General features: G+C 51.5%; 22 protein-coding genes. 7 read left to right on the forward strand and 15 right to left on the reverse strand.

Going from position 1 to position 23,290, the window contains the following annotated elements; all coding sequences use genetic code 11:
- Positions 1-11: 11 nt before the first annotated feature.
- Genes ACJHYD_RS09620 through glcD form a run of 4 tightly spaced genes read right to left on the reverse strand, consistent with a single transcriptional unit; the run spans position 12 to position 4,206 of the window.
- Entirely contained in the window at positions 12-416 is a 405-nt protein-coding gene (locus ACJHYD_RS09620; RefSeq protein ID WP_000853256.1) for a GlcG family protein, read from the reverse strand.
- Positions 417-420: 4 nt separating this feature from the next.
- Positions 421-1,644, reverse strand: coding sequence for a glycolate oxidase subunit GlcF (gene glcF, locus ACJHYD_RS09625; protein WP_021561391.1), 1,224 nt, complete (start codon positions 1,642-1,644; stop codon positions 421-423).
- Between the two features lie 10 nt (positions 1,645-1,654).
- A complete protein-coding gene (gene glcE / locus ACJHYD_RS09630) occupies positions 1,655-2,707 on the reverse strand; it encodes a glycolate oxidase subunit GlcE (protein WP_021561392.1) in 1,053 nt (350 codons plus the stop codon).
- Positions 2,707-4,206, reverse strand: a complete 1,500-nt coding sequence (gene glcD, locus ACJHYD_RS09635; RefSeq protein WP_021561393.1) for a glycolate oxidase subunit GlcD — start codon at positions 4,204-4,206, stop codon at positions 2,707-2,709. The genes glcE and glcD overlap by 1 nt, the downstream gene beginning before the upstream one ends.
- Before the next feature lie 251 nt (positions 4,207-4,457).
- Between glcD and glcC the strand changes: the two genes are divergently transcribed.
- Positions 4,458-5,222 (forward strand): transcriptional regulator GlcC, encoded by a 765-nt coding sequence (gene glcC / locus ACJHYD_RS09640; protein WP_001297764.1) that lies wholly within the window; start codon positions 4,458-4,460, stop codon positions 5,220-5,222.
- A gap of 5 nt (positions 5,223-5,227) precedes the next feature.
- Here glcC and yghO read toward each other — a convergent pair whose 3' ends face one another.
- On the reverse strand, positions 5,228-6,370 hold the full coding sequence (gene yghO, locus ACJHYD_RS09645) for a protein YghO (protein ID WP_001551643.1): 1,143 nt from the start codon (positions 6,368-6,370) through the stop codon (positions 5,228-5,230).
- Between the two features lie 370 nt (positions 6,371-6,740).
- Here yghO and ACJHYD_RS09650 point away from each other — a divergent pair, with 370 nt between their 5' ends.
- Genes ACJHYD_RS09650 through spt form a run of 4 tightly spaced genes read left to right on the forward strand, consistent with a single transcriptional unit; the run spans position 6,741 to position 10,825 of the window.
- The gene (locus tag ACJHYD_RS09650; protein WP_155104772.1) at positions 6,741-8,462 is read left to right on the forward strand and encodes a fatty acyl-AMP ligase; all 1,722 of its coding nucleotides are present in this window, start codon (positions 6,741-6,743) and stop codon (positions 8,460-8,462) included.
- Positions 8,459-9,373: an NAD-dependent epimerase/dehydratase family protein gene (locus ACJHYD_RS09655; protein WP_001551645.1), complete on the forward strand. Its 915-nt coding sequence runs from the start codon at positions 8,459-8,461 to the stop codon at positions 9,371-9,373. Before ACJHYD_RS09650 ends, ACJHYD_RS09655 begins: the two co-directional genes overlap by 4 nt.
- Before the next feature lie 31 nt (positions 9,374-9,404).
- Positions 9,405-9,653, forward strand: a complete 249-nt coding sequence (locus ACJHYD_RS09660) for an acyl carrier protein (RefSeq protein ID WP_000248097.1) — start codon at positions 9,405-9,407, stop codon at positions 9,651-9,653.
- Positions 9,653-10,825: a serine palmitoyltransferase gene (gene spt / locus ACJHYD_RS09665; protein ID WP_000524940.1), complete on the forward strand. Its 1,173-nt coding sequence runs from the start codon at positions 9,653-9,655 to the stop codon at positions 10,823-10,825. The genes ACJHYD_RS09660 and spt overlap by 1 nt, the downstream gene beginning before the upstream one ends.
- Positions 10,826-10,859: 34 nt before the next feature.
- Here the strand turns inward: spt and lptG are convergent, their stop codons facing one another.
- From lptG to ACJHYD_RS09700, 7 genes are read right to left on the reverse strand one after another with little or no spacing between them, the layout of a single operon-like run.
- Positions 10,860-11,939 carry an LPS export ABC transporter permease LptG gene (gene lptG / locus ACJHYD_RS09670; protein ID WP_001315007.1) on the reverse strand — a complete coding sequence of 360 codons (1,080 nt, stop codon included), beginning with the start codon at positions 11,937-11,939 and terminating at the stop codon, positions 10,860-10,862.
- On the reverse strand, positions 11,936-13,006 hold the full coding sequence (gene lptF, locus ACJHYD_RS09675; RefSeq protein ID WP_000779651.1) for an LPS export ABC transporter permease LptF: 1,071 nt from the start codon (positions 13,004-13,006) through the stop codon (positions 11,936-11,938). The genes lptG and lptF overlap by 4 nt, the downstream gene beginning before the upstream one ends.
- Positions 13,007-13,036: 30 nt before the next feature.
- Positions 13,037-13,597, reverse strand: coding sequence for a YtfJ family protein (locus tag ACJHYD_RS09680; RefSeq protein WP_001596204.1), 561 nt, complete (start codon positions 13,595-13,597; stop codon positions 13,037-13,039).
- Between the two features lie 11 nt (positions 13,598-13,608).
- Positions 13,609-14,433 carry a hypothetical protein gene (locus tag ACJHYD_RS09685; protein WP_000984992.1) on the reverse strand — a complete coding sequence of 275 codons (825 nt, stop codon included), beginning with the start codon at positions 14,431-14,433 and terminating at the stop codon, positions 13,609-13,611.
- Positions 14,433-15,782 (reverse strand): lipopolysaccharide biosynthesis protein, encoded by a 1,350-nt coding sequence (locus ACJHYD_RS09690; protein WP_000896871.1) that lies wholly within the window; start codon positions 15,780-15,782, stop codon positions 14,433-14,435. The genes ACJHYD_RS09685 and ACJHYD_RS09690 overlap by 1 nt, the downstream gene beginning before the upstream one ends.
- 45 nt (positions 15,783-15,827) lie before the next feature.
- Entirely contained in the window at positions 15,828-16,586 is a 759-nt protein-coding gene (locus ACJHYD_RS09695) for an ATP-binding protein YghR (protein ID WP_001590707.1), read from the reverse strand.
- 31 nt (positions 16,587-16,617) lie between these two features.
- Positions 16,618-17,331: a dTMP kinase gene (locus ACJHYD_RS09700; RefSeq protein WP_001076241.1), complete on the reverse strand. Its 714-nt coding sequence runs from the start codon at positions 17,329-17,331 to the stop codon at positions 16,618-16,620.
- Positions 17,332-17,504: 173 nt separating this feature from the next.
- On the opposite strand from ACJHYD_RS09700, the gene ACJHYD_RS09705 reads away from it, so the two are divergent.
- Positions 17,505-18,197 carry a dTMP kinase gene (locus ACJHYD_RS09705; RefSeq protein WP_001190772.1) on the forward strand — a complete coding sequence of 231 codons (693 nt, stop codon included), beginning with the start codon at positions 17,505-17,507 and terminating at the stop codon, positions 18,195-18,197.
- 48 nt (positions 18,198-18,245) lie between these two features.
- Here ACJHYD_RS09705 and pitB read toward each other — a convergent pair whose 3' ends face one another.
- A complete protein-coding gene (gene pitB / locus ACJHYD_RS09710) occupies positions 18,246-19,745 on the reverse strand; it encodes an inorganic phosphate transporter PitB (protein WP_001527679.1) in 1,500 nt (499 codons plus the stop codon).
- 291 nt (positions 19,746-20,036) lie between these two features.
- Positions 20,037-21,896, reverse strand: coding sequence for a bifunctional glutathionylspermidine amidase/synthase (gss, locus tag ACJHYD_RS09715; RefSeq protein ID WP_001295514.1), 1,860 nt, complete (start codon positions 21,894-21,896; stop codon positions 20,037-20,039).
- 204 nt (positions 21,897-22,100) lie between these two features.
- Here gss and yghU point away from each other — a divergent pair, with 204 nt between their 5' ends.
- On the forward strand, positions 22,101-22,967 hold the full coding sequence (gene yghU / locus ACJHYD_RS09720; protein WP_001400742.1) for a glutathione-dependent disulfide-bond oxidoreductase: 867 nt from the start codon (positions 22,101-22,103) through the stop codon (positions 22,965-22,967).
- A 69-nt stretch (positions 22,968-23,036) separates the two neighbouring features.
- Here yghU and hybG read toward each other — a convergent pair whose 3' ends face one another.
- Complete coding sequence (hybG, locus tag ACJHYD_RS09725) at positions 23,037-23,285, reverse strand: hydrogenase maturation factor HybG (protein WP_000334896.1); 249 nt, start codon at positions 23,283-23,285, stop codon at positions 23,037-23,039.
- Positions 23,286-23,290 lie beyond the last annotated feature (5 nt).

Below are 23,290 nucleotides of genomic sequence, written 5' to 3' on the forward strand. Positions count from 1 at the left end.
CTCGTTTTCGCTTATTTCGCCAACACCGCTGCTGCCGCTTTCGCGACCTGCGCATCCTGTGCTCCGGTTAAACCAGAAACGCCCACGGCACCAATAATTTGCCCATCCACAACAACCGGTACGCCGCCTTCCAGCGACGTCAGTAACGGCGCAGTCACGAACGCGGTACGTCCGTTGTTCACCATCTCTTCATAGCCCTTAGTTTCACGACGTCCCAGTGCGGCGGTACGCGCTTTCTCCTGGGAGATGTAAGCCGCAATTGGCGCGCAATCATCCATGCGACTTAACGCCAGCAGATGACCGCCGTCATCGGCAACAGCAATGGAAACTGACCAGTTGTTTTTCTGAGCCTCTTCCTGACCTGCGGCAATAATTGCACTCGCCATTTGCTGGCTAAGAATGACTTTAGTTTTCATTTTGTTATTCCTTTTCAAGGGCTTGTTCTACAATTTCAATCCAGTGACGCACAGAGGTACGACCGGCGCTCGCCAGATGCGTCTGGCAACCAATGTTGGCGGTGACGATCATTTCCGGTTTGCCGCTTTCCAGCGCATTCATTTTGTTATCCCGCAGCTGGCGCGCCAGATCGGGATGCGTTAACGCATATGTTCCCGCTGAACCGCAGCACAGATGGCTGTCGGGAACGTCCGTTAAGGTAAATCCAAGACGAAGTAACACTTTTTCCACTTCGCCGTTCAGCTTTTGCGCATGTTGCAGGGTACACGGGCAGTGGAAGGCCAGTTTTTTATCGCCGCGAATTGCCAGTTTTTCCAGCGGTTCCTCGCGCAGAAGTTCGACTAAATCGACCGCCAGCTCACTGACCTGACGCGCTTTATCGGCATACAACGCATCGTTTTTCAGCATCTGCCCATACTCTTTGACAAACGCGCCGCAGCCGCTGGCAGTCTGCAAAATAGCCTCGGCACCTGCTTCAATCGCGGGCCACCAGGCATCAATATTATTGCGCACCCGCGCTAACCCTTTCTCTTGCGCATTAAGATGATAGTCCACCGCGCCACAACAGCCTGCTTCGTTAGCTGGCGTCACGCTGATCCCCAGACGATCCAGCACTCGCGCAGTTGCCGCGTTGGTGTTGGGCGAAAGCGTAGGCTGGGCGCAGCCTTCCAGCATTAAAACCCGACGCTTATGGCGCAGCGGCGGACGCGGTTTAGCTTTCACCGTTTCGGCAGGCAATTTTGCTCTGACCTGCTCCGGTAAAAACGGTCGCAGCACCAGCCCTACCTGCGTCAGCGCACGAAACACCGCCGGACGCGGCACTACCTGGCGCAATCCTTCGCGCAGCATTCGCTCCGGCAGTGGGCGTTTCACTTTCTGCTCGACAATATCACGCCCGATATCCAGCAAATTGTGATAGCGCACACCAGAAGGACAGGTGGTTTCACAATTGCGGCAAGTGAGGCAGCGATCGAGATGCTCCTGTGTTTTAAGCGTGACTTCGTTGCCTTCCAGCACCTGTTTAATCAGATAGATGCGCCCGCGCGGCCCGTCCAGTTCATCGCCCAGAAGCTGATAGGTTGGGCAGGTTGCGGTACAAAATCCGCAGTGAACACAGGCGCGCAGGATGCTGTCGGCTTCCAGCGCCCGCGCGTTCTGCCGCATCTCTTCGGTTAATTGGGTTTGCATAGCCTGCTCCTCAAAGTTCCGCGTACATGCGACCGGGGTTAAACACGCCGCAAGGGTCGAGCTGCTGTTTAAGCTGCTGGTGATAGCGGAATAAAGGAGCCGGTAGCGGGGCAAAGCCACCATCTCCGGCACTAAAGCGGGTCGCATGACCGCCAGCGTTGCGGGCGATGCGATGGATTTGATTGTCCTCGGCTGTCGATTTCAGCCAGCGTAACGCCCCGCCCCAGTCGATCAGTTGCTCGCCGGGTAAATCCATCATCGGCGCATCGCAGGGTAAGGAAATGCGCCATAAGGTACCTGGTAACGAGAAGAACGGCAGTTGTTGTTCACGCAATTTCTGCCAGAACTGACCCGCAACCTCTTCGCCCCCCAGCAGTTCACGCGCTGCTTTTACCGATCCTTCGCCGCCCTCAAGGCGGATCCACAACGCATTGTCGAAGTAACATAAGCCACTAATGGGTAATGGCTGGAGTTGCCACTGGGCGATTTCGTTCATAGCTTCTTGCAGGCTGATTTCCCGACGCAGGCTCAGGGTGGCGCGTGGTCGCGGTAACACTTTCATCGAGATTTCAGTGAGCACACCCAGACAACCGTAGCTTCCGGCCATTAACCGTGAGAGATCGTATCCGGCAACGTTTTTCATCACTTCGCCACCAAAACGCAGATGTTTTCCAGTGCCGGTAATGATGCGCGTGCCGAGGACAAAATCGCGGACCGAACCGCTCCACGGGCGACGCGGCCCCGCCAGCCCGCAGGCGACCATCCCGCCCCAGGTGGCTTCTTCACCATAATGCGGCGGCTCGCAGGGAAGCATTTGCCCGGCGCTCTCCAGCGCCGCTTCAATCGCCACCAGCGGCGTTCCGGCACGAGCGGTTATCACCAGCTCGGTCGGGTCGTAATTAACAATGCCGCGATGACAACGCACATCCAGCGTTTGCCCGGTGACAGGGCGACCTAAAAAGGCTTTGCTATTGCTGCCCTGAATCACCAGCGGCGTTTTATCGCTAATTGCCTGATTCACCTGCTCCAGCAGCGCCTGACTGTAATCACACTCGCGTAGCATCAGAAACGCTCCAGTTCAGGAAAAGGTAAATGACCGTGATGCACATGCATGGCACCAAATTCAGCACAGCGGTGTAGCGTGGGAATGTTTTTCCCAGGGTTCAGCAAACCATCGGGGTCAAACGCCGCCTTGACCGCATGGAAGGTCGTGATTTCACCGCTGTTGAACTGGGCGCACATTTGATTGATTTTTTCTCGCCCGATGCCATGTTCCCCACTGATGCTGCCGCCAACTTCAACGCAGAGTTCGAGGATCTTCCCGCCCAGCTCTTCCGCGCGGGCAAATTCACCGGGTTCGTTGGCATCGAAAAGGATTAACGGGTGCATGTTGCCATCTCCGGCATGAAAGACGTTGGCAACACGTAAATCATATTGCTGCGATAAACGGGCAATGCCTTCCAGTACGCCAGGCAGGGCGCGACGCGGGATGGTGCCATCCATGCAGTAGTAATCCGGGGAGATACGTCCTACCGCCGGGAACGCATTTTTGCGACCGGCCCAGAAACGTACGCGCTCTGCTTCGTCCTGTGCCAGACGGACGTCAGTCGCGCCCGCTTTCAACAAGATGTCGTTGACCCGCTCGCAGTCTTCCTGTACGTCAGACTCCACGCCGTCCAGCTCGCATAACAAAATCGCTTCGGCGTCGACGGGATAACCGGCATGAATAAAATCTTCCGCCGCGCGGATCGACAGGTTATCCATCATCTCCAGCCCGCCGGGGATAATGCCATTGGCGATGATGTCACCAACTGCAAGTCCGGCTTTTTCTACCGAGTCAAAGCTGGCTAACAGAACCCGCGCCACGGGCGGCTTCGGCAACAGCTTCACCGTTACTTCGGTGGTCACGCCGAGCATACCTTCCGATCCGGTGAACAGCGCCAGCAGGTCAAAACCAGGCGAATCCAGCGCATCCGATCCCAGCGTCAGTGCCTCGCCATCCAGCGTTTGCACTTCAATTTTCAGCAGGTTATGTACGGTCAGACCATATTTCAGGCAGTGGACGCCGCCGGCATTTTCTGCCACGTTGCCGCCAATGGAACAGGCGATTTGTGAGGAAGGGTCCGGTGCGTAGTAGAGATTATGCGGTGCAACGGCCTGGGAGATCGCCAGGTTACGCACGCCTGGCTGCACGCGCGCGCGGCGACCAACGGGGTTAATGTCGAGGATCTCTTTAAAGCGCGCCATCACCAACAACACACCTTTTTCCAGCGGCAGCGCGCCACCAGAAAGCCCGGTGCCTGCACCACGGGTCACCACCGGTACACGCAGGCGGTGGCAGACAGCCAGAATCGCTGTCACCTGTTCCATCTGCTTAGGCAGAACAACCAGTAATGGACGCGTGCGATACGCGCTCAACCCGTCACACTCGTAAGGAATGATCTCCTCATCGGTATGCAGGATCTCAAGTCCAGGGACATGCTCACGCAGTGCCATCAGTACCGATGTGCGGTCGACATCGGGTAAAGCGCCATCAAGACGCTCTTCGTACAAGATGCTCATGAGTAGGCTTCGCTTTGTTATGTTGTGTGGCAGCTGATTTTTGCGCGCTGCTTCTGTGAACAGTTATTAAGCGGGCTTTTCGTTTTCGTCTATCTCTTTAGCTACCGGTCAGACCATTTTTTTTTCCAGCTCTGTGACCTTGTCTTGGTTAACTCAATGTTAAATTGATGTAACATAATCACTTACGTGATGTGCGTGTTTTGCGAGTCAAGAACAGAAAAATTGGTCCTACCTGTGCACGAGGTCCGGGAATGAAAGATGAACGTCGCCCTATTTGCGAAGTGGTTGCAGAGAGTATCGAACGGTTAATTATCGACGGCGTACTGAAGGTCGGTCAGCCGCTTCCCTCGGAACGTCGACTGTGTGAAAAGCTCGGCTTCTCACGCTCCGCACTGCGTGAAGGGCTGACCGTGCTGCGCGGGCGCGGGATTATTGAAACGGCGCAGGGTCGCGATTCTCGTGTCGCACGGCTTAATCGGGTGCAGGACACCAGCCCGCTGATCCATCTGTTCAGTACGCAGCCGCGAACGCTGTACGATCTGCTCGACGTTCGCGCATTGCTGGAGGGCGAATCGGCAAGGCTGGCGGCAACGCTGGGAACGCAGGCTGATTTTGTTGTGATAACCCGCTGTTATGAAAAAATGCTCGCCGCCAGTGAGAACAACAAAGAGATTTCGCTGATCGAACATGCGCAGTTGGATCACGCTTTCCATCTCGCCATTTGTCAGGCTTCTCACAATCAGGTGCTGGTGTTTACGCTGCAATCATTGACCGACCTGATGTTTAATTCAGTGTTTGCCAGCGTAAATAATCTCTACCATCGACCACAGCAAAAAAAGCAGATCGATCGCCAGCATGCGCGGATCTACAACGCGGTGTTGCAGCGGCTGCCGCACGTCGCCCAGCGCGCAGCACGCGATCATGTGCGGACCGTGAAAAAGAATCTCCACGATATCGAGCTGGAAGGCCACCATTTGATTCGCTCGGCGGTGCCGCTGGAGATGAACCTGAGTTAGCTGTATTAAATCTGCTTTTCATACAATCGGTAACGCTTGTACGGCTCCGCCCCAATGCGTTCCAGCATGTTATTCATGCCTGTATTGGTTTCGAGGATCCATGACATCTCCAGCGCATCGATCTTCCGGCGGGCAAACGGATCGCGTAAGGCTTCAATCAATAACAGCGCAATCACCGGGCCGATGCGGCTGAACTGATACTCGTCCCGCACGCCCATCAGCGGCACTCGCGCAGTTCGCACACCGCTGACTTTCAAACGCCACAGCAATTTTGCCCAGCCGAAGGGAAAGAGCGATCCGTTCAGATCGGCAATCGCCTCGTTGATGTTCGGCAAGCCGACAATAAACGCGCAGGGTGCAGAATCAATCTCAGCGATGTAGATCATATCGTCCGGCACCAGATATTTAAGTTGGTCGCCCATGGTCGCGAATTCATGTTCGGTAAACGGCACAAATCCCCAGTTGTGCTGCCAGCCAGAGTTGAAAATCTCACGCAGGATCTGCATCTCTTCGGCAAACCGCTGGCGATTGATGCAGCGAATGGTCACCTTTTTGCGCACCTGATCCATCAGTTTTTTTAGCGCCGGAGAGAAAGTGAGATCGGTTCGCTGCATCCACCACGCCAGTAAATCAATGCCTTTGTGATAACCCAATTGTTCAATATGCGCGGCATACCACGGTTTACCGTGCGGCATCATCGCACAGGGTGGTGTATCGAAACCTTCAATCAGTAATCCGCTTTCCTGATTGATATTCAGGCTGAAAGGACCGCTGATCTTACTTGCACCTTGTGACTTCAACCACGCTTCCGCTGCGCCAAACAACGCGGCAAAAACCTGCGGATCATCAATGGCGTCAATCATGCCGAAATGACCGGTATCTTTGCCGTAACGCTCGCGGTGCAAGGTATCTATTTGCGCGGTAATACGCCCAACTATCTGCCCCGCTTTTTTTGCCACCCACGCCTGCCAGATGATATGGTCCGTCCCCGGATTTTTCGCAGACAAATGCTCGTTGCGTTCAATGAATAAAGGGGGTATCCAGTTTGGATCGTCGGGATAAAGTAATGACGGAAAAGCGATAAATGCCTTAAGGTCATTTTTATTAATTACTTTTTCAATTTTAATCATCAGCAGATCGCATTCCATAGTTCTGTGGGTAACAAATAATTAACGGTGACAAACAGGTTGCAACAGCAACGAATGGCACCTTAATAATCAACCCAATGAATACAAACGACGAATAAATAGTATTTATTAATGATTACGATAAGGTCAAAGACTACACAGAAGCGCCACAATGCCTTTTGTCGATTTAAGGCGACCGGACAAGGCTTCTTCTTAATATATTCATAAATTAAATATCATTCACAATAAAAACAAAAAACTCAAACTCATTATTTAAATCAATGTTCATTTTCACACTGATGAAAATACTATCTCATTTATCTTTTATGCCTATATAATCCACCGCATTATTGTCATTTTATTTTGGATATCCAATTTTTTCGTGGTGTATATGTCTAATAAAATCTTTACGCATTCCCTACCTATGCGCTATGCCGATTTTCCAACGCTGGTTGATGCTTTGGACTACGCCGCTCTGAGTAGCGCTGGAATGAATTTTTATGACAGACGTTGCCAACTTGAAGATCAACTGGAATATCAGACGTTAAAAGCGCGTGCCGAAGCTGGTGCGAAGCGGTTGTTATCGCTAAACCTGAAAAAAGGCGATCGCGTGGCGCTGATTGCCGAAACCAGTAGCGGGTTCGTAGAGGCTTTTTTTTCCTGCCAGTATGCCGGCTTAGTCGCCGTCCCGTTGGCGATTCCAATGGGCGTCGGTCAGCGGGATTCCTGGAGCGCCAAACTGCAGGGTTTACTGGCAAGTTGCCAGCCCGCTGCCATTATCACTGGTGATGAGTGGTTGCCGCTGGTCAATGCCGCCACGCATAACAACCCCGAATTGCATGTATTAAGCCACGCCTGGTATAAGGCATTACCGGAAGCTGATGTTGTGCTCCAGCGCCCAGTTCCGAACGATATCGCCTACCTCCAGTACACCTCCGGCAGCACCCGTTTTCCCCGTGGCGTCATTATCACCCATCGCGAAGTGATGGCTAATCTACGTGCTATAAGCCACGATGGCATTAAATTACGCCCTGGCGACCGCTGCGTCTCCTGGCTGCCTTTCTACCATGATATGGGACTGGTCGGCTTTCTCCTGACCCCCGTCGCCACGCAGCTCTCAGTAGATTATTTGCGCACTCAGGATTTTGCCATGCGTCCTCTGCAATGGCTTAAATTGATCAGTAAAAATCGCGGCACCGTTTCCGTTGCGCCGCCGTTTGGCTATGAATTGTGCCAGCGCCGCGTGAATGAAAAAGATCTCGCTGAACTGGATCTTTCCTGCTGGCGCGTCGCTGGTATTGGCGCAGAACCGATCTCCGCAGAACAACTCCATCAATTCGCTGAATGTTTTCGTCAGGTTAACTTTGACGATAAAACGTTCATGCCGTGCTACGGACTGGCAGAAAATGCGCTGGCTGTCAGCTTCTCTGATGAAGCTTCCGGGGTTGTGGTTAACGAAGTGGATCGCGACATCCTCGAATATCAGGGCAAAGCCGTCGCGCCGGATGCTGAAACACGCGCCGTATCGACTTTCGTCAACTGCGGTAAAGCGTTGCCGGAACATGGCATTGAAATCCGCAATGAAGCAGGTATACCTGTCGCGGAACGTGTGGTAGGCCATATTTGCATCTCCGGCCCTAGCCTGATGAGCGGTTACTTTGGCGACCAGATTTCACAAGACGAGATTGCCGCGACGGGCTGGTTAGACACCGGCGACCTCGGTTATCTGCTGGACGGTTATCTGTATGTCACCGGACGCATTAAAGATCTGATTATTATTCGTGGCCGCAATATCTGGCCGCAGGATATTGAATATATTGCGGAACAGGAACCGGAAATTCATTCTGGCGATGCGATTGCTTTTGTTACCGCCCAGGAAAAAATCATTTTGCAGATCCAGTGTCGGATCAGCGATGAAGAACGTCGCGGGCAGCTTATCCACGCGCTGGCAGCACGGATCCAAAGCGAATTTGGCGTGACCGCGGCTATCGATCTGTTGCCGCCCCACAGTATTCCCCGAACGTCCTCCGGCAAGCCTGCCCGTGCGGAAGCGAAAAAACGTTATCAGAAGGCTTATGCTGCAAGCCTTCATGTGCAGGAATCCCTGGCATGAATCAAACTGTCGCGGTGACGGGCGCTACCGGGTTTATCGGTAAATATATTATCGATAACCTGCTCGCCCGCGGCTTTCACGTTCGCGCATTGACGCGTACTGCCCGCGCTCACGTCAATGATAATCTCATCTGGGTGCGCGGTTCGCTGGAAGATACACATTCGCTTAGCGAACTGGTTGCCGGAGCCAGCGCGGTGGTCCATTGCGCCGGACAAGTGCGCGGACACAAAGAAGAGATTTTTACCCGCTGTAACGTTGACGGCAGCCTGCGCCTGATGCAAGCGGCAAAAGAGAGCGGCTTTTGCCAACGTTTTCTGTTTATCTCTTCGCTGGCGGCGCGTCATCCCGAACTCTCCTGGTATGCAAACTCCAAACACGTCGCCGAACAACGACTGACCGCAATGGCTGACGAAATTACGCTGGGCATTTTTCGCCCGACAGCCGTGTATGGTCCCGGCGATAAAGAGTTAAAACCGCTGTTTGACTGGATGCTGCGCGGCCTGCTGCCACGACTTGGTGCGCCAGATACACAGCTCTCTTTCCTGCACGTCACCGATTTCGCGCAAGCCGTGGGGCAGTGGTTAAGCGCCGAAACTGTACAGACGCAAACCTATGAATTATGCGATGGCGTCGCCGGCGGCTATGACTGGCAACGCGTAAGACAGCTTGCCGCCGACGCCCGTTGTGGTTCCGTTCGAATGGTTGGTATTCCTCTGTCGGTACTCACCTGCCTTGCGGATATCAGTACCACGTTGAGTCGCCTGGCAGGTAAAGAACCTATGCTGACCCGCTCGAAAATCCGTGAATTAACCCACGCCGACTGGTCAGCAAGTAATAACCGTATTTCTGAAGATATTAATTGGTTTCCCGGGATTAGCCTGGAACACGCATTACGCAACGGGCTATTTTGATTGTCTTGTTTAAAGGTGTGTTAACGTTTCTATGGTAAATCGTGAAATAGTAATGGATTACATCCTTTCCTGTTTACAGGATTTGGTCGAAAACGGTGTGGAAATTAAGCCCGACAGCGATCTCGTCAACGATCTTGGCCTGGAGTCGATCAAAGTGATGGATCTCTTAATGATGCTGGAAGACAGATTCGATATTTCCATTCCTATTAATATTCTGCTGGATGTCAAAACCCCTGCGCAATTAATGGAAACACTACTTCCATGGCTGGAGAATAAATAATGGGGCTATACGATAAATATGCGCGTCTTGCTGGCGAGCGACTGCAATTTAGTGACAACGGGTTAACGCCGTTTGGTACCTGTATTGATGAAGTGTATTCCGCCACCGAAGGCCGGATCGGCAATAAAAAAGTGATTCTGGCCGGGACCAATAATTATCTCGGATTAACCTTCAATCATGATGCCATCGCCGAAGGTCAGGCAGCGTTAGCGGCCCAAGGCACCGGCACCACCGGTTCTCGTATGGCAAACGGCAGTTATGCGCCGCATCTGGCGTTAGAGAAAGAGATCGCCGAGTTTTTTAATCGCCCTACCGCTATCGTTTTTTCAACCGGTTATACCGCTAATTTAGGCGTCATCAGCGCACTTGCCGACCATAACGCCGTGGTGTTACTGGATGCCGACAGCCACGCCAGTATTTATGACGCCTGTTCTCTCGGTGGCGCGGAAATTATTCGTTTCCGCCATAACGATGCTAAAGATCTGGAACGGCGCATGGTTCGCCTCGGTGAACGGGCAAAAGAGGCGATTATCATCGTTGAAGGCATCTACAGTATGCTCGGTGACGTTGCGCCGCTGGCGGAAATTGTTGATATCAAACGTCGTCTCGGTGGTTATTTGATTGTCGATGAAGCGCATTCGTTTGGCGTGTTAGGCGCAACGGGGCGCGGACTGGCTGAAGCCGTTGGCGTTGAAGATGATGTGGATATTATCGTTGGTACTTTCAGTAAAAGTCTGGCCTCGATTGGCGGTTTTGCTGTCGGTTCGGAAGCGATGGAAGTGCTGCGCTACGGCAGCCGCCCGTATATTTTTACCGCCTCTCCTTCTCCGTCCTGCATTGCGACCGTGCGCTCGTCGTTAAGAACCATTGCTACACAACCAGAGTTGCGGCAAAAGCTGATGGATAATGCCAACCATCTGTATGACGGTCTGCAAAAACTGGGTTACGAGTTAAGTTCACATATTAGCCCGGTAGTGCCAGTAATAATCGGTTCGAAAGAGGACGGTTTACGCATCTGGCGCGAGCTTATTTCGCTGGGCGTTTATGTGAATCTTATCCTGCCACCTGCCGCGCCTGCAGGCATCACGCTGCTGCGCTGTAGCGTAAACGCTGCCCACAGTCGTGAGCAAATTGATGCCATCATTCAAGCGTTCGCTACTCTGAAGCAGTAATGTGAGCCCGCTGTGGCGCTGCGCCACGGCGGGTTTAATGTTGTCTGTCATACCAATACACCAGGCTCAACGCCACCAGCACAAACGCTACCGGTAAACCGAGCGCGGTAACAGGTGCGCTCAACGCAAATAGCAACCCCAGATTGACCATGATTTGATAGCTGATCCAGGTGAGTAAGCCAACGATGACGCCTACAGCGAGACGGCTACCCATCCCTGGCGAACGCGGGGCACTAAAGGTAAACGGCACAGCCAGCAAAATCATCGCCAGGGTCAGGATGGGTTGTCCCAGTTTTTCCCACAGTGCAAGGCGGTATTCGCTGCTGGGTTGCCCAGTTTCCTGCAAATAATGGATGTAATGATTAAGTTGACGGACAGAAAAAGTATTTCCCGGCATCGATAACTCTTCAAGATTCATACTGGTGAAGGCCGATTGCCAGGCAAGATTATCTGATGTTTCCAGCGTTTCTTTGCCATTCAACCATTTTTTATGATTCACACCATGCAGGATCCATGTTTTGTCGTCTTCAATGGAGGCACTGCGTGCAAAAATGTAGGATTCGAGCGAGAGATCGTCGCGATAATGAAATATCTCCACGCCCACAGGCTGGCCCTGCTCGTTCAGCGATTTCACCGTCACAAATTCATTACCGCGCCTGGCCCAAAGCATATTGCCGGTAATGTCATCGTCCTCCCCCAACGCGGTGGCAGTCGATTTGATTTGCAGCGCCTGTTGCTGCAATGGCGACGCCACCCACTCATCTATCGCGCCTAACGAAACAGTCCACAATATCCCGGCAACCAGCGCCACCAGTGCAATACGGAAGATAGAAAACCCAGTGCTGCGAATGGCGGTAAGCTCACTGTTTTTCGATAACTGCCCCAGGCCAACAATCCCTCCCAATAAGGCGATAAACGGCGAAAGTTCGACCAGTGTACGCGGTAAGGTCATCAGCACCACCAGCACCGCCTGAGTCCAGCGATAACCGCCCGGGCTGACATCATCCAGTTCGTTAATCAGGTTGAAGGTAGTAAAAAGCGGCAGCAATAGCCCTGCGGCGGCGGCAAAACCGAGAAAGAGATGACGGATTAAATAGCGACTGAAAACATTCATCGGGAAAATTTCTGCAGCAAAGAGAAGTCGCGTGCGACCAGCATCAGCAGGCCCATTAGCATGAGTCCGGGTACTAACCACAAACCAGGAATGAGGGGAATCGCGCCGTTAGCCACCAGCGTACGGCAGACGTCGCCGCCATAAAAAATGGCAACAAACAGCAACGTCAGTGGCAATAACGTTGAAAATCGCCCTTGCCGCGGTTTTACCCGACTTAATGAAATGGCCAGCAGCGCCATCAACAACGCTGTCAGGCCACGGCTTTGTCGCCATTGCAGTTCGGCATGATCGGCTGGAAAGACGGAGCGCGCCAGCTCCGTGACCGATTTTGCTTTGCGTTTGACGTTAGGGCTTTGATCCAGCGGATTCAGATGTAATTGCAGATTACGGTAGATCTGTTCGTTGTCGTCACGCCCCTGATGATCGAGAAGATAGGCGGTCCCGTTATGCAACATAACGGTCGGTTTCTCAGGTGATGGGTCAACCACATCAACCGAACGGGCGCGGAAAATGCGGGTTCGATTGGCAGTAGAAGTATAAATCAGCGCGTCAGTCAGGCGATTATTATCCTGATCAACCGTCTGCGAAAGGATCATTCGTCCGTTATCGTTAGTGTTAAATTTCTTTGCCCGCAACTGGCGAACATCCAGCTCCGACTGTGACTGTTGCTCCAGTTGATAAATCTGCGCATAAGCCCACGGACGACCATACATCGACAGAAGGGTGACAAAAATACTTAGCGGTATCGCCAGATAAAGAACGGCTTTGTACAAGCGTCCCGGACTGCCCCCCGCCGCAGAGATAGCGGTAATTTCCGAGTCGGTATACATCTGCCCTAGCGTCACGCCAACTGACACATACAGTCCAACAGGTAACAACATCTCCAGTGCAATCAGCACCTTGTAGAAAACGATATCCAGCACAACATCAAGAGCTAATGTCCCATTTGCCGCTTCGGTCAGATAACGCTGTGCGGAGTAGCTGGCGAAAATAAAGATCAGAAAACCGACGATAATCAGCACCAGACGGCGCGTACCACGCATGATGTAGTGTTCAACCAGCTTCATCTCACTAACGCCCTCAATCCTTTGAATTTTTTATTCATTGATCAGTTTCTGCGCCAGCGCAATGACATGATCTACCTCTTCCGGCGTCAGACTGCCGTCCTTTGCCCACTGAATTTGCCCGGTTTTATTCAGCACCAGAATGGTTGAACTCTGCTCCTGCAAGTGCCAGGCAACGCGTCCCTGTCCATTGCCGTCAATAACGAATTGCGCCCATGGATAGCGGCGTTTATTTTTTTCGATTTTGCCAACGACAAAATAGTCGGTACCAAAGATGGCATCATCAGTGTTCACAATGGTGGTGGGCTGAAAACGATCCTGCGGAAAGTTTGCCGCTTCAACCGCTTTAATTAACAGTGAGTTCTTTTTCTTCGCCGACTTACGCCCGGCGATATACTGAATAATGCGGACTTTTCCCGCCAGCTGTGTGCTGTTCCACTTTTGGTAGTGAATTTCGTCTTCGCTATTCAGAAGCAGCTCGCCGCCTTCCTGGATATAAACAGGGGTAACCGTTTTACCAGTGACGAAATTGTGCGCCTGCACACCCGGGGCTAAGAGCATGATAACCAGCGCAATAATCAAACGAGATGACATCATTGCTCCGGTTATAGCGGAAAACGCGAAATCAGCAGTTCTAAGCGCTGACGAATATCGCTATCCAGCGCCATCGGTGCATCATACGACTGGCGGTTTTCCATATCATCCGCCACCATGTCGTCGTGTTTATCCCCCATCAGGCCATTAATGGCGGCGAGGAAGCGGGAAATCTGTAACGCCTCTTTATTTTCAGGATCAAGCGATCTTAGGGTGTCGTAATAAGAAACCTGCTGGCTGATGATTTTTCGCACATCATGAAATTCCCTGCCAGTTAGTCGCGATTTGGCAATTATCTCTTTCAGGGTATGCATTTGCTTTTGCCGATAGGCAATAAAACCGCTTACGCTTTCTAACTGGCTATGGCGTAATGAATAGTTCACCAACGACCAGACCGGAGAGCTTAAATAAACCCGTAACAGGTTGCCGTAATACGACACAATATTTTTCTTACCGTTACGAAAGCCGTCCTGAAAACGCCCCAAAAAAACGGTCGTTTTGCCGAATAAAAATCCGGCCTGATGCTTTTTTAAATACAGCCGTTGCGCAAAACGCAGGTGCTTGTAGCGCGCTCGCATGTATTTAAATTGTTTGCGCTCATCAGCAGTCAGCTCATCGCCTTTGGCCTGTTTGCATATTAAACGCAGTAACTCCTGGCGATTGACGCCATTGAGCCAGAATTGCAGGCATAACGCGTAATTATCATGGATGATTTCGGTGGTACAACTTAGTGCGATAGTCGGCGGCAAACTGACCTGTGCATCAACAACATCATCTTCTTCAATCGCAACAAATAGACGCTCGCTCGCCTCAAGCGGGAAATATTTTCTCATCATCAGGATTTCTCTCCGGCTGAGTTATAAAGCAAGGAATGGCGCTGAAAAAATGCCTTTAAGGTCGGAATTAGCGAGAACACCACATCCAGACATTGCCCACCGAAGTAAGCAAATGCAGCCCCCAGCACGCCAAACAGATGACAGAACATGAACAGCAATACGATGTAGCCGATTGAGGCGATGGTTTGCGCCACGAGAAAAGCGCGCTGTTTTCCCGCCATCAATAGCAATGACTCCTGAGGGAAGCCCAGCATCGAGATCACAATTGCGCCCAGCATCACCTGAATCAGGTCATACGCTTCGAGATACTTAACGCCAAACACCAGCGAAATGAGCGGCTTGCCGACGATCAACACCGCGAGCGCCACCAGAATACCGATTCCGCCCGCCAGTAAACCGGACTTCACGCCTAACAACCACGGTCTGGTGGTGCGCGGATCTAAACGCATCACCTCTGGGTAAAAACTTTTACCCAGTAAACCCGCTGGCGTTCCGGCGGCGTCGAAGAATGTCATGGCGATTTTAAATAACCCGGCGGCAGCGGGTCCTAACACGATCCCCACCAACACTGTGCTGCACGAATTACGCGCCGACCAGATGGAATGGGCAATGTTGGTTGACCAGACAAAACTCCACGCGCCTTTGATGTGTCGGGCAGACTCAAACAGATTCAATTTGAACGCGTTATGGATATTTCTGCGGCGTAATTCACGTGCGGCAAACCACCAGTACATGGTGCCGCCAACAAGATTCGAGGCGTACCAGGCAATAACAAAACCCGCAAAACCAAAGTCAAAATACCAGGCAACGACGCTCCCCGCTGCGCGCAGAAAAGGTTTCGTCGCCTGCTGTACAGCAATTAAGTCGAAGCGATCTACCGCACGCAGAATGCCGGTCGGCGTGGAGGAAGCCATTGAAGGAATGAGCGTGCAATACAGCGCTGCCAGCCAAAAGCTTTGGTCATCCAGACCTAATGAATGGGAAAGAAAAGGGAGTAAGGCAATGCCGCCGACAATCGCCACCGCGCCGCTGACGATATCCAACGAGAAGGAAAATGAGACGACATTGCGAAATTGCTGCGGATTATTGTTGGTCAAGGCTGGCGTTCCGTACTGCACCACCAACTGCCATGTCTGAAACTTAATAAAATCGCTGATCGACTTGGCGTACGATTGCACAATCACCAGTACGCCAAACATGGCGGGCGTCATCCCTTTACCGGCACACGAGAGCGCCAACAGACCCAGCAAAGCGCTCACGACATTACTGGAGCCTAACCAGGCGCTATTGCGAATAATGGTGCGAAACGCGCCATCTGCAAACCAATGTTTGATGTTAAAACCCGCCAATTCAGCCTGACCTTATCGTTGATAGTAAAAAGTATCCCGCCAGCCTTAAGTTAAACTTCGGCGGTCAGAAACGATGGCAACCAGAGAAACCGCCTTCTGTGCCTGTTCCAGCACTTCGCTGTAGGGCGCTCTGGAATCAATCTCAAGAATTTTTGAGCCGTTATAGCCAATCGTCGACATGACGCCGATTTTGTCCTGCAGCTCGGCATAGTCATGGTCAGGCTTGCGGGAGATGGCAGTATCAATATCAATCCCCAAACGAATGATTAATTCAGGACGATACTGCGCCATTTGTTGGTATAACTGTCGCTCGCGCTGCGCCAGAAATTGGTTGATTTTCCCGGTCGCGCGCTCGACGCCAATCCCCGGTCCGTCATAATAAAAGCCCGAAATTTCAGCCTGCGGGAAGCGATCGCTGACCACCAGAACGCCACTTTGCGCCAGTCGCTGAACCTTGCGTAGATTCGCCATTCTTCGCAGCGAGAAGCAGTACATAATCACCGCCGCCCATAGCGCTGGAGATTTGGTTTTCATGCTTTGGGTTTTCGAGGATTTGGCCGCCAGTCGCCGTTCCAGCCAGACGCCAACCAACGGCAATCGTTTGATTTTGTCGCCGTCTTCGCCGGAGAGCAGCCCCAAATAGCGGCGCTCGGTTTGCCAGTGTTGTTGCAGCGATTTCACCAGGTCGGTGGTCAGCGTGGATTTACCGGTGCCATCACACCCGACCACCGCAATCAGCCCCGGAATGTAGTTGGGCTGCGGCGCGGTTGTACTATTAACAGTTTGTGTTTGTAGTGCATCCATTCGTTAAATCATCCCCTATCCATTTTGGTGATCAGGAAAGCGCGGCGTGAATTGCGCGTAGTGACGCTTGCATAATTTCATCGGCTGGTTGCCGACCATCCAGTTCAAGGATCTTTGCGCCATTGAATGTCAGTTGCGGCGTAACGGCGATTTTTTCCTGTAACGCCGCCAGTTGATGGTCAGGTTTACGCGAAAACGCGGTTTGTTCATCAATGCCAAGACGAATCAACAATACGGGCAAATAAGACGCCATCCATTGGTACAGCTTCAGCTCGCGCTGCCTTAACATTTTTATCCAGCCGTTACCGCCCGTGGTTTTTGCCAATTGCGGGCCATCAAAGCGAAAACCCGGCACTTCAACCTGCGGGTAGCGGTCGGTGATGAGCAGATAGCCTTGCTGGCTTTTACACAACATTTTGCGAAACTTGTACGCCCGCCAGCAGGAAAGCAGATAGATAACCAGCGCAGTAATATTGCCAGGCGGTGTTAAGGGCTTTTCGTGCACATGTGCCGCTTTACTTCGCAAATAACGCCCAAAAGGTGCGCCAATAACAGGGAGCTGTGAAATCCATTCGCCAATTCGCCCGGACGATTGCCCGAGATAAATGTGTTCTGTTGGCATTCTTGCTGCCAGTTCATTTACCAGGCTTGCCGTGAGGGTCGATTTACCTGAACCATCACATCCTACAATGGCAATAACACGCACTGGCGTGGAATTAATTATTGACATATTACGTTGATTCACGAAAAACCCGGCAGCAAATAATGTATTGAATATTACGTGGTCCGTGCTCAGAATATCCGTTCAACCTTATTGTGACAATGGTTAATTGTGACATTGACCTGAATTACGCTTTCATAAAAACATATTAACCAAATAAATATTTTTAATGGATATTTAAATTAAAGGATATATTCATGCAGTCAATAACACCTCCATTAATTGCCGTTATTGGTAGCGATGGTTCAGGCAAGTCAACGGTGTGTGAACATCTCATTACCGTTGTCGAAAAATATGGTGCAGCCGAAAGAGTTCATTTAGGAAAACAGGCCGGAAATGTCGGTCGTGCAGTGACAAAATTACCGTTGATGGGAAAATCCTTACATAAAACAATTGAACGAAATCAGGTGAAAACAGCAAAAAAATTGCCTGGCCCTGTTCCGGCGCTGGTAATTACAGCGTTTGTCGCCCGTCGCTTACTGCGCTTTCGTCATATGCTTGCCTGTCGTCGTCGCGGGTTAATTGTTCTAACCGACCGTTATCCTCAGGACCAAATTCCTGGCGCTTACGATGGTACAGTGTTCCCACCTAACGTTGAAGGCGGTCGTTTTGTCTCATGGCTGGCAAGCCAGGAACGTAAAGCGTTTCACTGGATGGCGAGCCATAAACCTGATCTGGTCATCAAACTCAATGTCGATCTAGATGTGGCCTGCGCGCGTAAGCCTGACCACAAAAGGGAATCGCTGGCAAGAAAGATAGCCATAACGCCACAGTTAACCTTTGGTGGTGCACAACTGGTTGATATCGACGCCAATCAGCCACTGGAAAAGGTACTGGTTGATGCAGAAAAAGCGATTACGGATTTTATGACCGCGCGTGGTTATCACTAGTCAAAAATGGAAATGCCCGATCGCCAGGACCGGGCATTTTCAGGAAGATTAAATCAACTGCAATGCTATCCAGTACAACCCACCAGAAAGAAAAATCGCCGCCGGTAAAGTAAACACCCACGCCATCAGGATGCTGGTTACCGTTTTACGCTGTAACCCACCGCCGTCCACCACCATCGTCCCTGCTACCGCAGACGAGAGGACGTGTGTTGTGGAGACGGGCATCCCAATATAACTGGCAAGGCCGATAGATACCGCCGCCGTCATCTGCGCCGCCATCCCTTGCGCATACGTCATGCCGCGCTTACCAATCTTCTCACCGATGGTCATCGCTACACGACGCCAGCCAATCATGGTACCAATGCCGAGCGCCAGTGCTACCGCCATGATGATCCACACCGGAGCGTACTCAATGGTGCTTAACATATCGCTGCGCAATTTTTTCAGCAGGTTCTGATCTTCTTTACTGACACCTGGCAGTTTCGCCAGCTTCGCAGAGGTATCAGAGATGCACAGCATAATGCGGCGCAGCTGGCTGCGCTGACTCACGCTTAACGGCTCGTAGCTTTCCATATTGCCTGGCAGCATCGTTTTAACGCGCGCAATCGCATCAAAGGTATTTGCCGGATGACAGTGAAACTCTGTTACTTGCGTGCCATCAGTCGATGTCGCAGGCAATGGAGGTTCCATCGTAATCAACTTCTGCGGCAGTTCAGGATGCTGTTGCAGGTAGTGTTCGAAGTTGGTGACGGCATCGCGGGTACGGGTAATTTCATAGCCGGACGCGTTCATATTGACGACGAAGCCAGCAGGGGCAATCCCCACCAGTACCAGCATCACCAGGCCGATCCCTTTCTGCCCGTCGTTAGCACCGTGCGAAAACGCCACGCCCGCAGCGGAAACAATCAGCGCAATACGCGTCCAGAATGGTGGCTTACGTTTGCCTTTTTTCTTTTTGCGATCTTCCGGAATGCGGTGAATACGGTCACGCTTTTTCGTCCCGCTCCAGTAGCGGCGCAGCAGGAATATCAGGCCTCCCGCAATGACCAGGCCGACGATAGGGGAAACAATCAGCGAGGAGAAAATTTTGGTCACTTCACGCAGGTTTAACGCATCCATCACCGATGAGCCGGTTAACAGCGCGTTGGTTAAACCGATGCCGATAATCGCACCAATCAAGGTATGCGAACTGGAGGCCGGTAAACCAAAGAACCACGTTCCCAGGTTCCAGATAATCGCCGCCAGCAGCATGGAAAAGACCATCGCCAGGCCGTGAGTTGACCCCATATTCAGCAACAAATCGGTTGGCAACATATGGACAATGGCATAGGCAACGCTAAGTCCGCCTAGCAATACGCCAAAAAAGTTAAAAAATGCCGCCATCACCACAGCAAGTTGTGGTTGCATGGCACGAGTATAAATAACGGTTGCCACCGCATTCGCCGTATCATGAAAACCATTGATTGCTTCGTAGAACAACACAAATGCCAGAGCAAGTAATAACAAAAGCCCCGTGTATATATCAAGGCCAACAAATAAATTTAGCATATATTAGATTACGCCATTTTGAATTTACGAACGGACGCATTATCAGTGACTTTAACGGCGTGGGCAAAGTGAAATATCATTTTTTAACGATAAAAAGAGTGTTATTTCTTGTGTATCAGATAATAAGCATTCATTCAAAACCTTTAGAAATAATCAAAACACAGGTATTCCACTGGTTAATATATTCATATATTAAATAAATAAATATTGGAATATATAAATGTTGAATGTTTTGATTAATCCCCGTACTGATTATTCTTCATAATCAGTACGGGGTTGCTACAACATGTATTACTCTTTCACCACAATTAGCGGTTCAATATCACTCTCTTTTTTGATGACCAGTGATTCATCACCGCGCAAACACGTCCCACCGTAGTTGCCGCCAACGGTGAAGGTACATACCTGAATGTATTTACCGTCCACTTTCGGCAAACACCACAGTTGCTGATAGATGTTTTTCTGCTCGGCAAATTTACCGCTGGTTTTGTCCAGCACCTCTTCATGATGGCTGACGAGGTCGATGTTACTGCCACAGCGACCGGCGATCGGTTTCACTGCGTAACCTGTTTTTACCAGTTCATCATTAACAGTGAAATCGGTATCCAGTAGGTAACGATGGTGCGGGAACAGCGACCAGAGGATCGGCAGAATCGCTTTGTTGCCGGGGATCACTGTCCACAGAGGTTCAAAGACCAGCACTTCCGGGCGCAGCAATACGTCGATAAGACGCACTTCATTTTGCGGATGACCGGTACGGATCGGCACCGCAGCAAACTCACGGTCGCTAACTTCACGAATCTGATCAAACGCGGTTTCCCACGCCCAGGTTTTCCACACGCAGTTAACCAGTCGCCCTTCCCCATCAATCAGTTGCCCGGCAGCATCCCAGCCCAGTTCATCCAGCCCGCGCAAGATACGCGTTTCAAAGCCCGCCTGGTGCAGCGCCTGCTCCATAAACTGCGCGTGATAGTTTTCCTCGATATCTTTGTCTTGCATGATATGGACAAACGGACGTGCACGACTGTGTTTCCAGGCACCGGCCAGTTCGTTAATCAGCCCTTCCGCCGGATTGAAGCCGTTGCCTTTATAGCCCTGCTCCGCCCAACGTTCGAGGATCAAGCCCGCTTCGGTATGACAGGAGGCGGAATCGGCGTTGTATTCGTAGACCTTCAGGCCACGTTCGTCCATACAGAAATCCATACGACCGGTGATCATATGGTGACGGCGACGCTGCCAGGAGAGACGCAAACGTGGCCAGAGGATTTTTGGGATGTCGAACAGCGCCAGCAGGTTGTCATCTTTCAGCACCTTGTCGGTGGCGTGAAGATACATCAGGTGCAGCTCGTTGGTGGCTTTAATCAGCTCCTGCTCGGCACTCTCGGTAATGGTGTAGTAATGATACGGATCCTGATTGATCACCTGACCGTTGGCCTGCACATAGGCGTTTTGTAGCGGATCTTTTTCATCCAGCCATTTACCGTCAAACTGGCCTTTGTTTTCCAGGCGCGCTCCGCTGATTTTCAGCAACTCGCCTGCAATTTCCGGCTGCGGTAAGCTGTATTCAGTATCTTCCGTCTGGATCATCCAGCCGAGAATGGTGGTGTCATCAAACGTGTCTTTAAGGGTATAGCAGCCGTTTTCAACCACCATCTCCAGCTCGCGCGTCCACTGTTGCCCTTGCGGTAACGGGGAATGAATCACGTTCTGTTCCGCAATACGGACTTTGTTGCCATGCAATTGGGTAATGATGGCGACATGGCCAGTGTCTTTAAATTCACCGCCTTTATCCCAGATAAGAAGCGCGCCCGCGACCGGTGCACGCGGCGAGCCATTAGGAAATGCCTGCAATGGCAGGATGTTGTCATTAACCACTTCACGCAGGAAGCGCAGCGAGAAAATCTCCCACGCCATACCCACGTCAGTAAAGACCACACCGTAATTCAGAAAGAGAAAACGGCGAGCAAATTCAACGCATTGCCATTTGTGGCCCATATATTCGTCGTCGATATAGCTACGGAATACGGCGTCATCTTCGTATTCCTGCGGATCGAGAGAACTGTAATCTGAAGAGTAGATTGCTACACCACCTGGGGCGTAGCCCAATAATGTCCCGAACGGGGCATCCTGGCTGGTCGTTCCTTTGCTCATCACTTTACCTTTAACAATACAACCTAAGCAGTTGGCGTAATTGTTGTGCTCTGATTACCTGCTCAGCGACATTAACCGGACAGAGGTCAGACTAATCATACACCTCATCGCAGCGGCTGGCGCAAAGGGTTAAAAAATTCACATTCTGTACAGCAAGTGACCTGCTACACTGCTTCAACACTACCACTCAGAAGGCAACTCACTATGACAGACAATACTTATCAGCCCGCGAAAGTCTGGACGTGGGATAAATCCGCTGGCGGCGCGTTCGCCAATATCAATCGCCCGGTTTCTGGTCCGACGCATGAAAAAACGCTGCCCGTTGGCAAACATCCATTGCAACTTTATTCACTGGGAACGCCGAACGGTCAGAAAGTAACGATTATGCTTGAGGAGCTGCTGGCGCTGGGCGTTACGGGTGCAGAGTACGACGCCTGGCTGATACGCATAGGCGATGGCGATCAATTCTCCAGCGGTTTTGTCGAAGTAAACCCAAACTCGAAGATCCCGGCGCTGCGCGATCATACGCATAATCCGCCGATCCGCGTGTTTGAGTCTGGATCGATTCTGCTTTATCTGGCGGAGAAATTTGGCTACTTCCTGCCGCAGGATCTGGCAAAGCGTACTGAAGCAATGAACTGGTTGTTCTGGTTACAGGGTGCTGCGCCGTTTCTCGGCGGTGGTTTTGGTCACTTTTACCATTACGCGCCGGTGAAAATTGAGTACGCCATCAATCGCTTTACCATGGAAGCCAAGCGCCTGCTCGACGTGCTGGATAAGCAACTGGCGCAGCATAAGTTTGTTGCGGGCGATGAGTACACCATTGCGGATATGGCGATTTGGCCGTGGTTTGGCAACGTGGTGTTAGGCGGCGTGTATGATGCCGCAGAGTTTCTTGATGCAGGTAGTTATAAACACGTACAACGCTGGGCGAAAGAAGTGGGCGAACGTCCGGCGGTGAAGCGTGGGCGTATTGTTAACCGCACCAACGGACCGCTGAACGAGCAGTTGCATGAACGCCATGACGCCAGTGATTTCGAGACGAATACGGAAGATAAGCGTCAGGGGTAAGTCGCAACATTGGCAGGCTTATCGCTATGTAGCCGGATAAAGCATTTACGCCGCATCCGGCTTTAATCATCACGCGCTGGTAATGTCGTAATCCATTTGGCGCAGCGCGTCTAATGTGGCTTTGGCTTCATCTTCGTCGATGATGCTCATGGCAAATCCGACGTGTACCAGCACCCACTGGCCCAGCAGATCGGCAGGGTTACCTTCACAAATCAGGGCGATATTCACGTCGCGCTTGATACCACATACTTCAACCTGCGCAAGCTGGTGAATATCCTCACCGACAGCCAGCACCTGGCCTGGAACGCCAATACACATTGTTA

The organism is Escherichia sp. WS1368 (genome assembly GCF_046487485.1).
GTDB lineage: Bacteria > Pseudomonadota > Gammaproteobacteria > Enterobacterales > Enterobacteriaceae > Escherichia > Escherichia coli.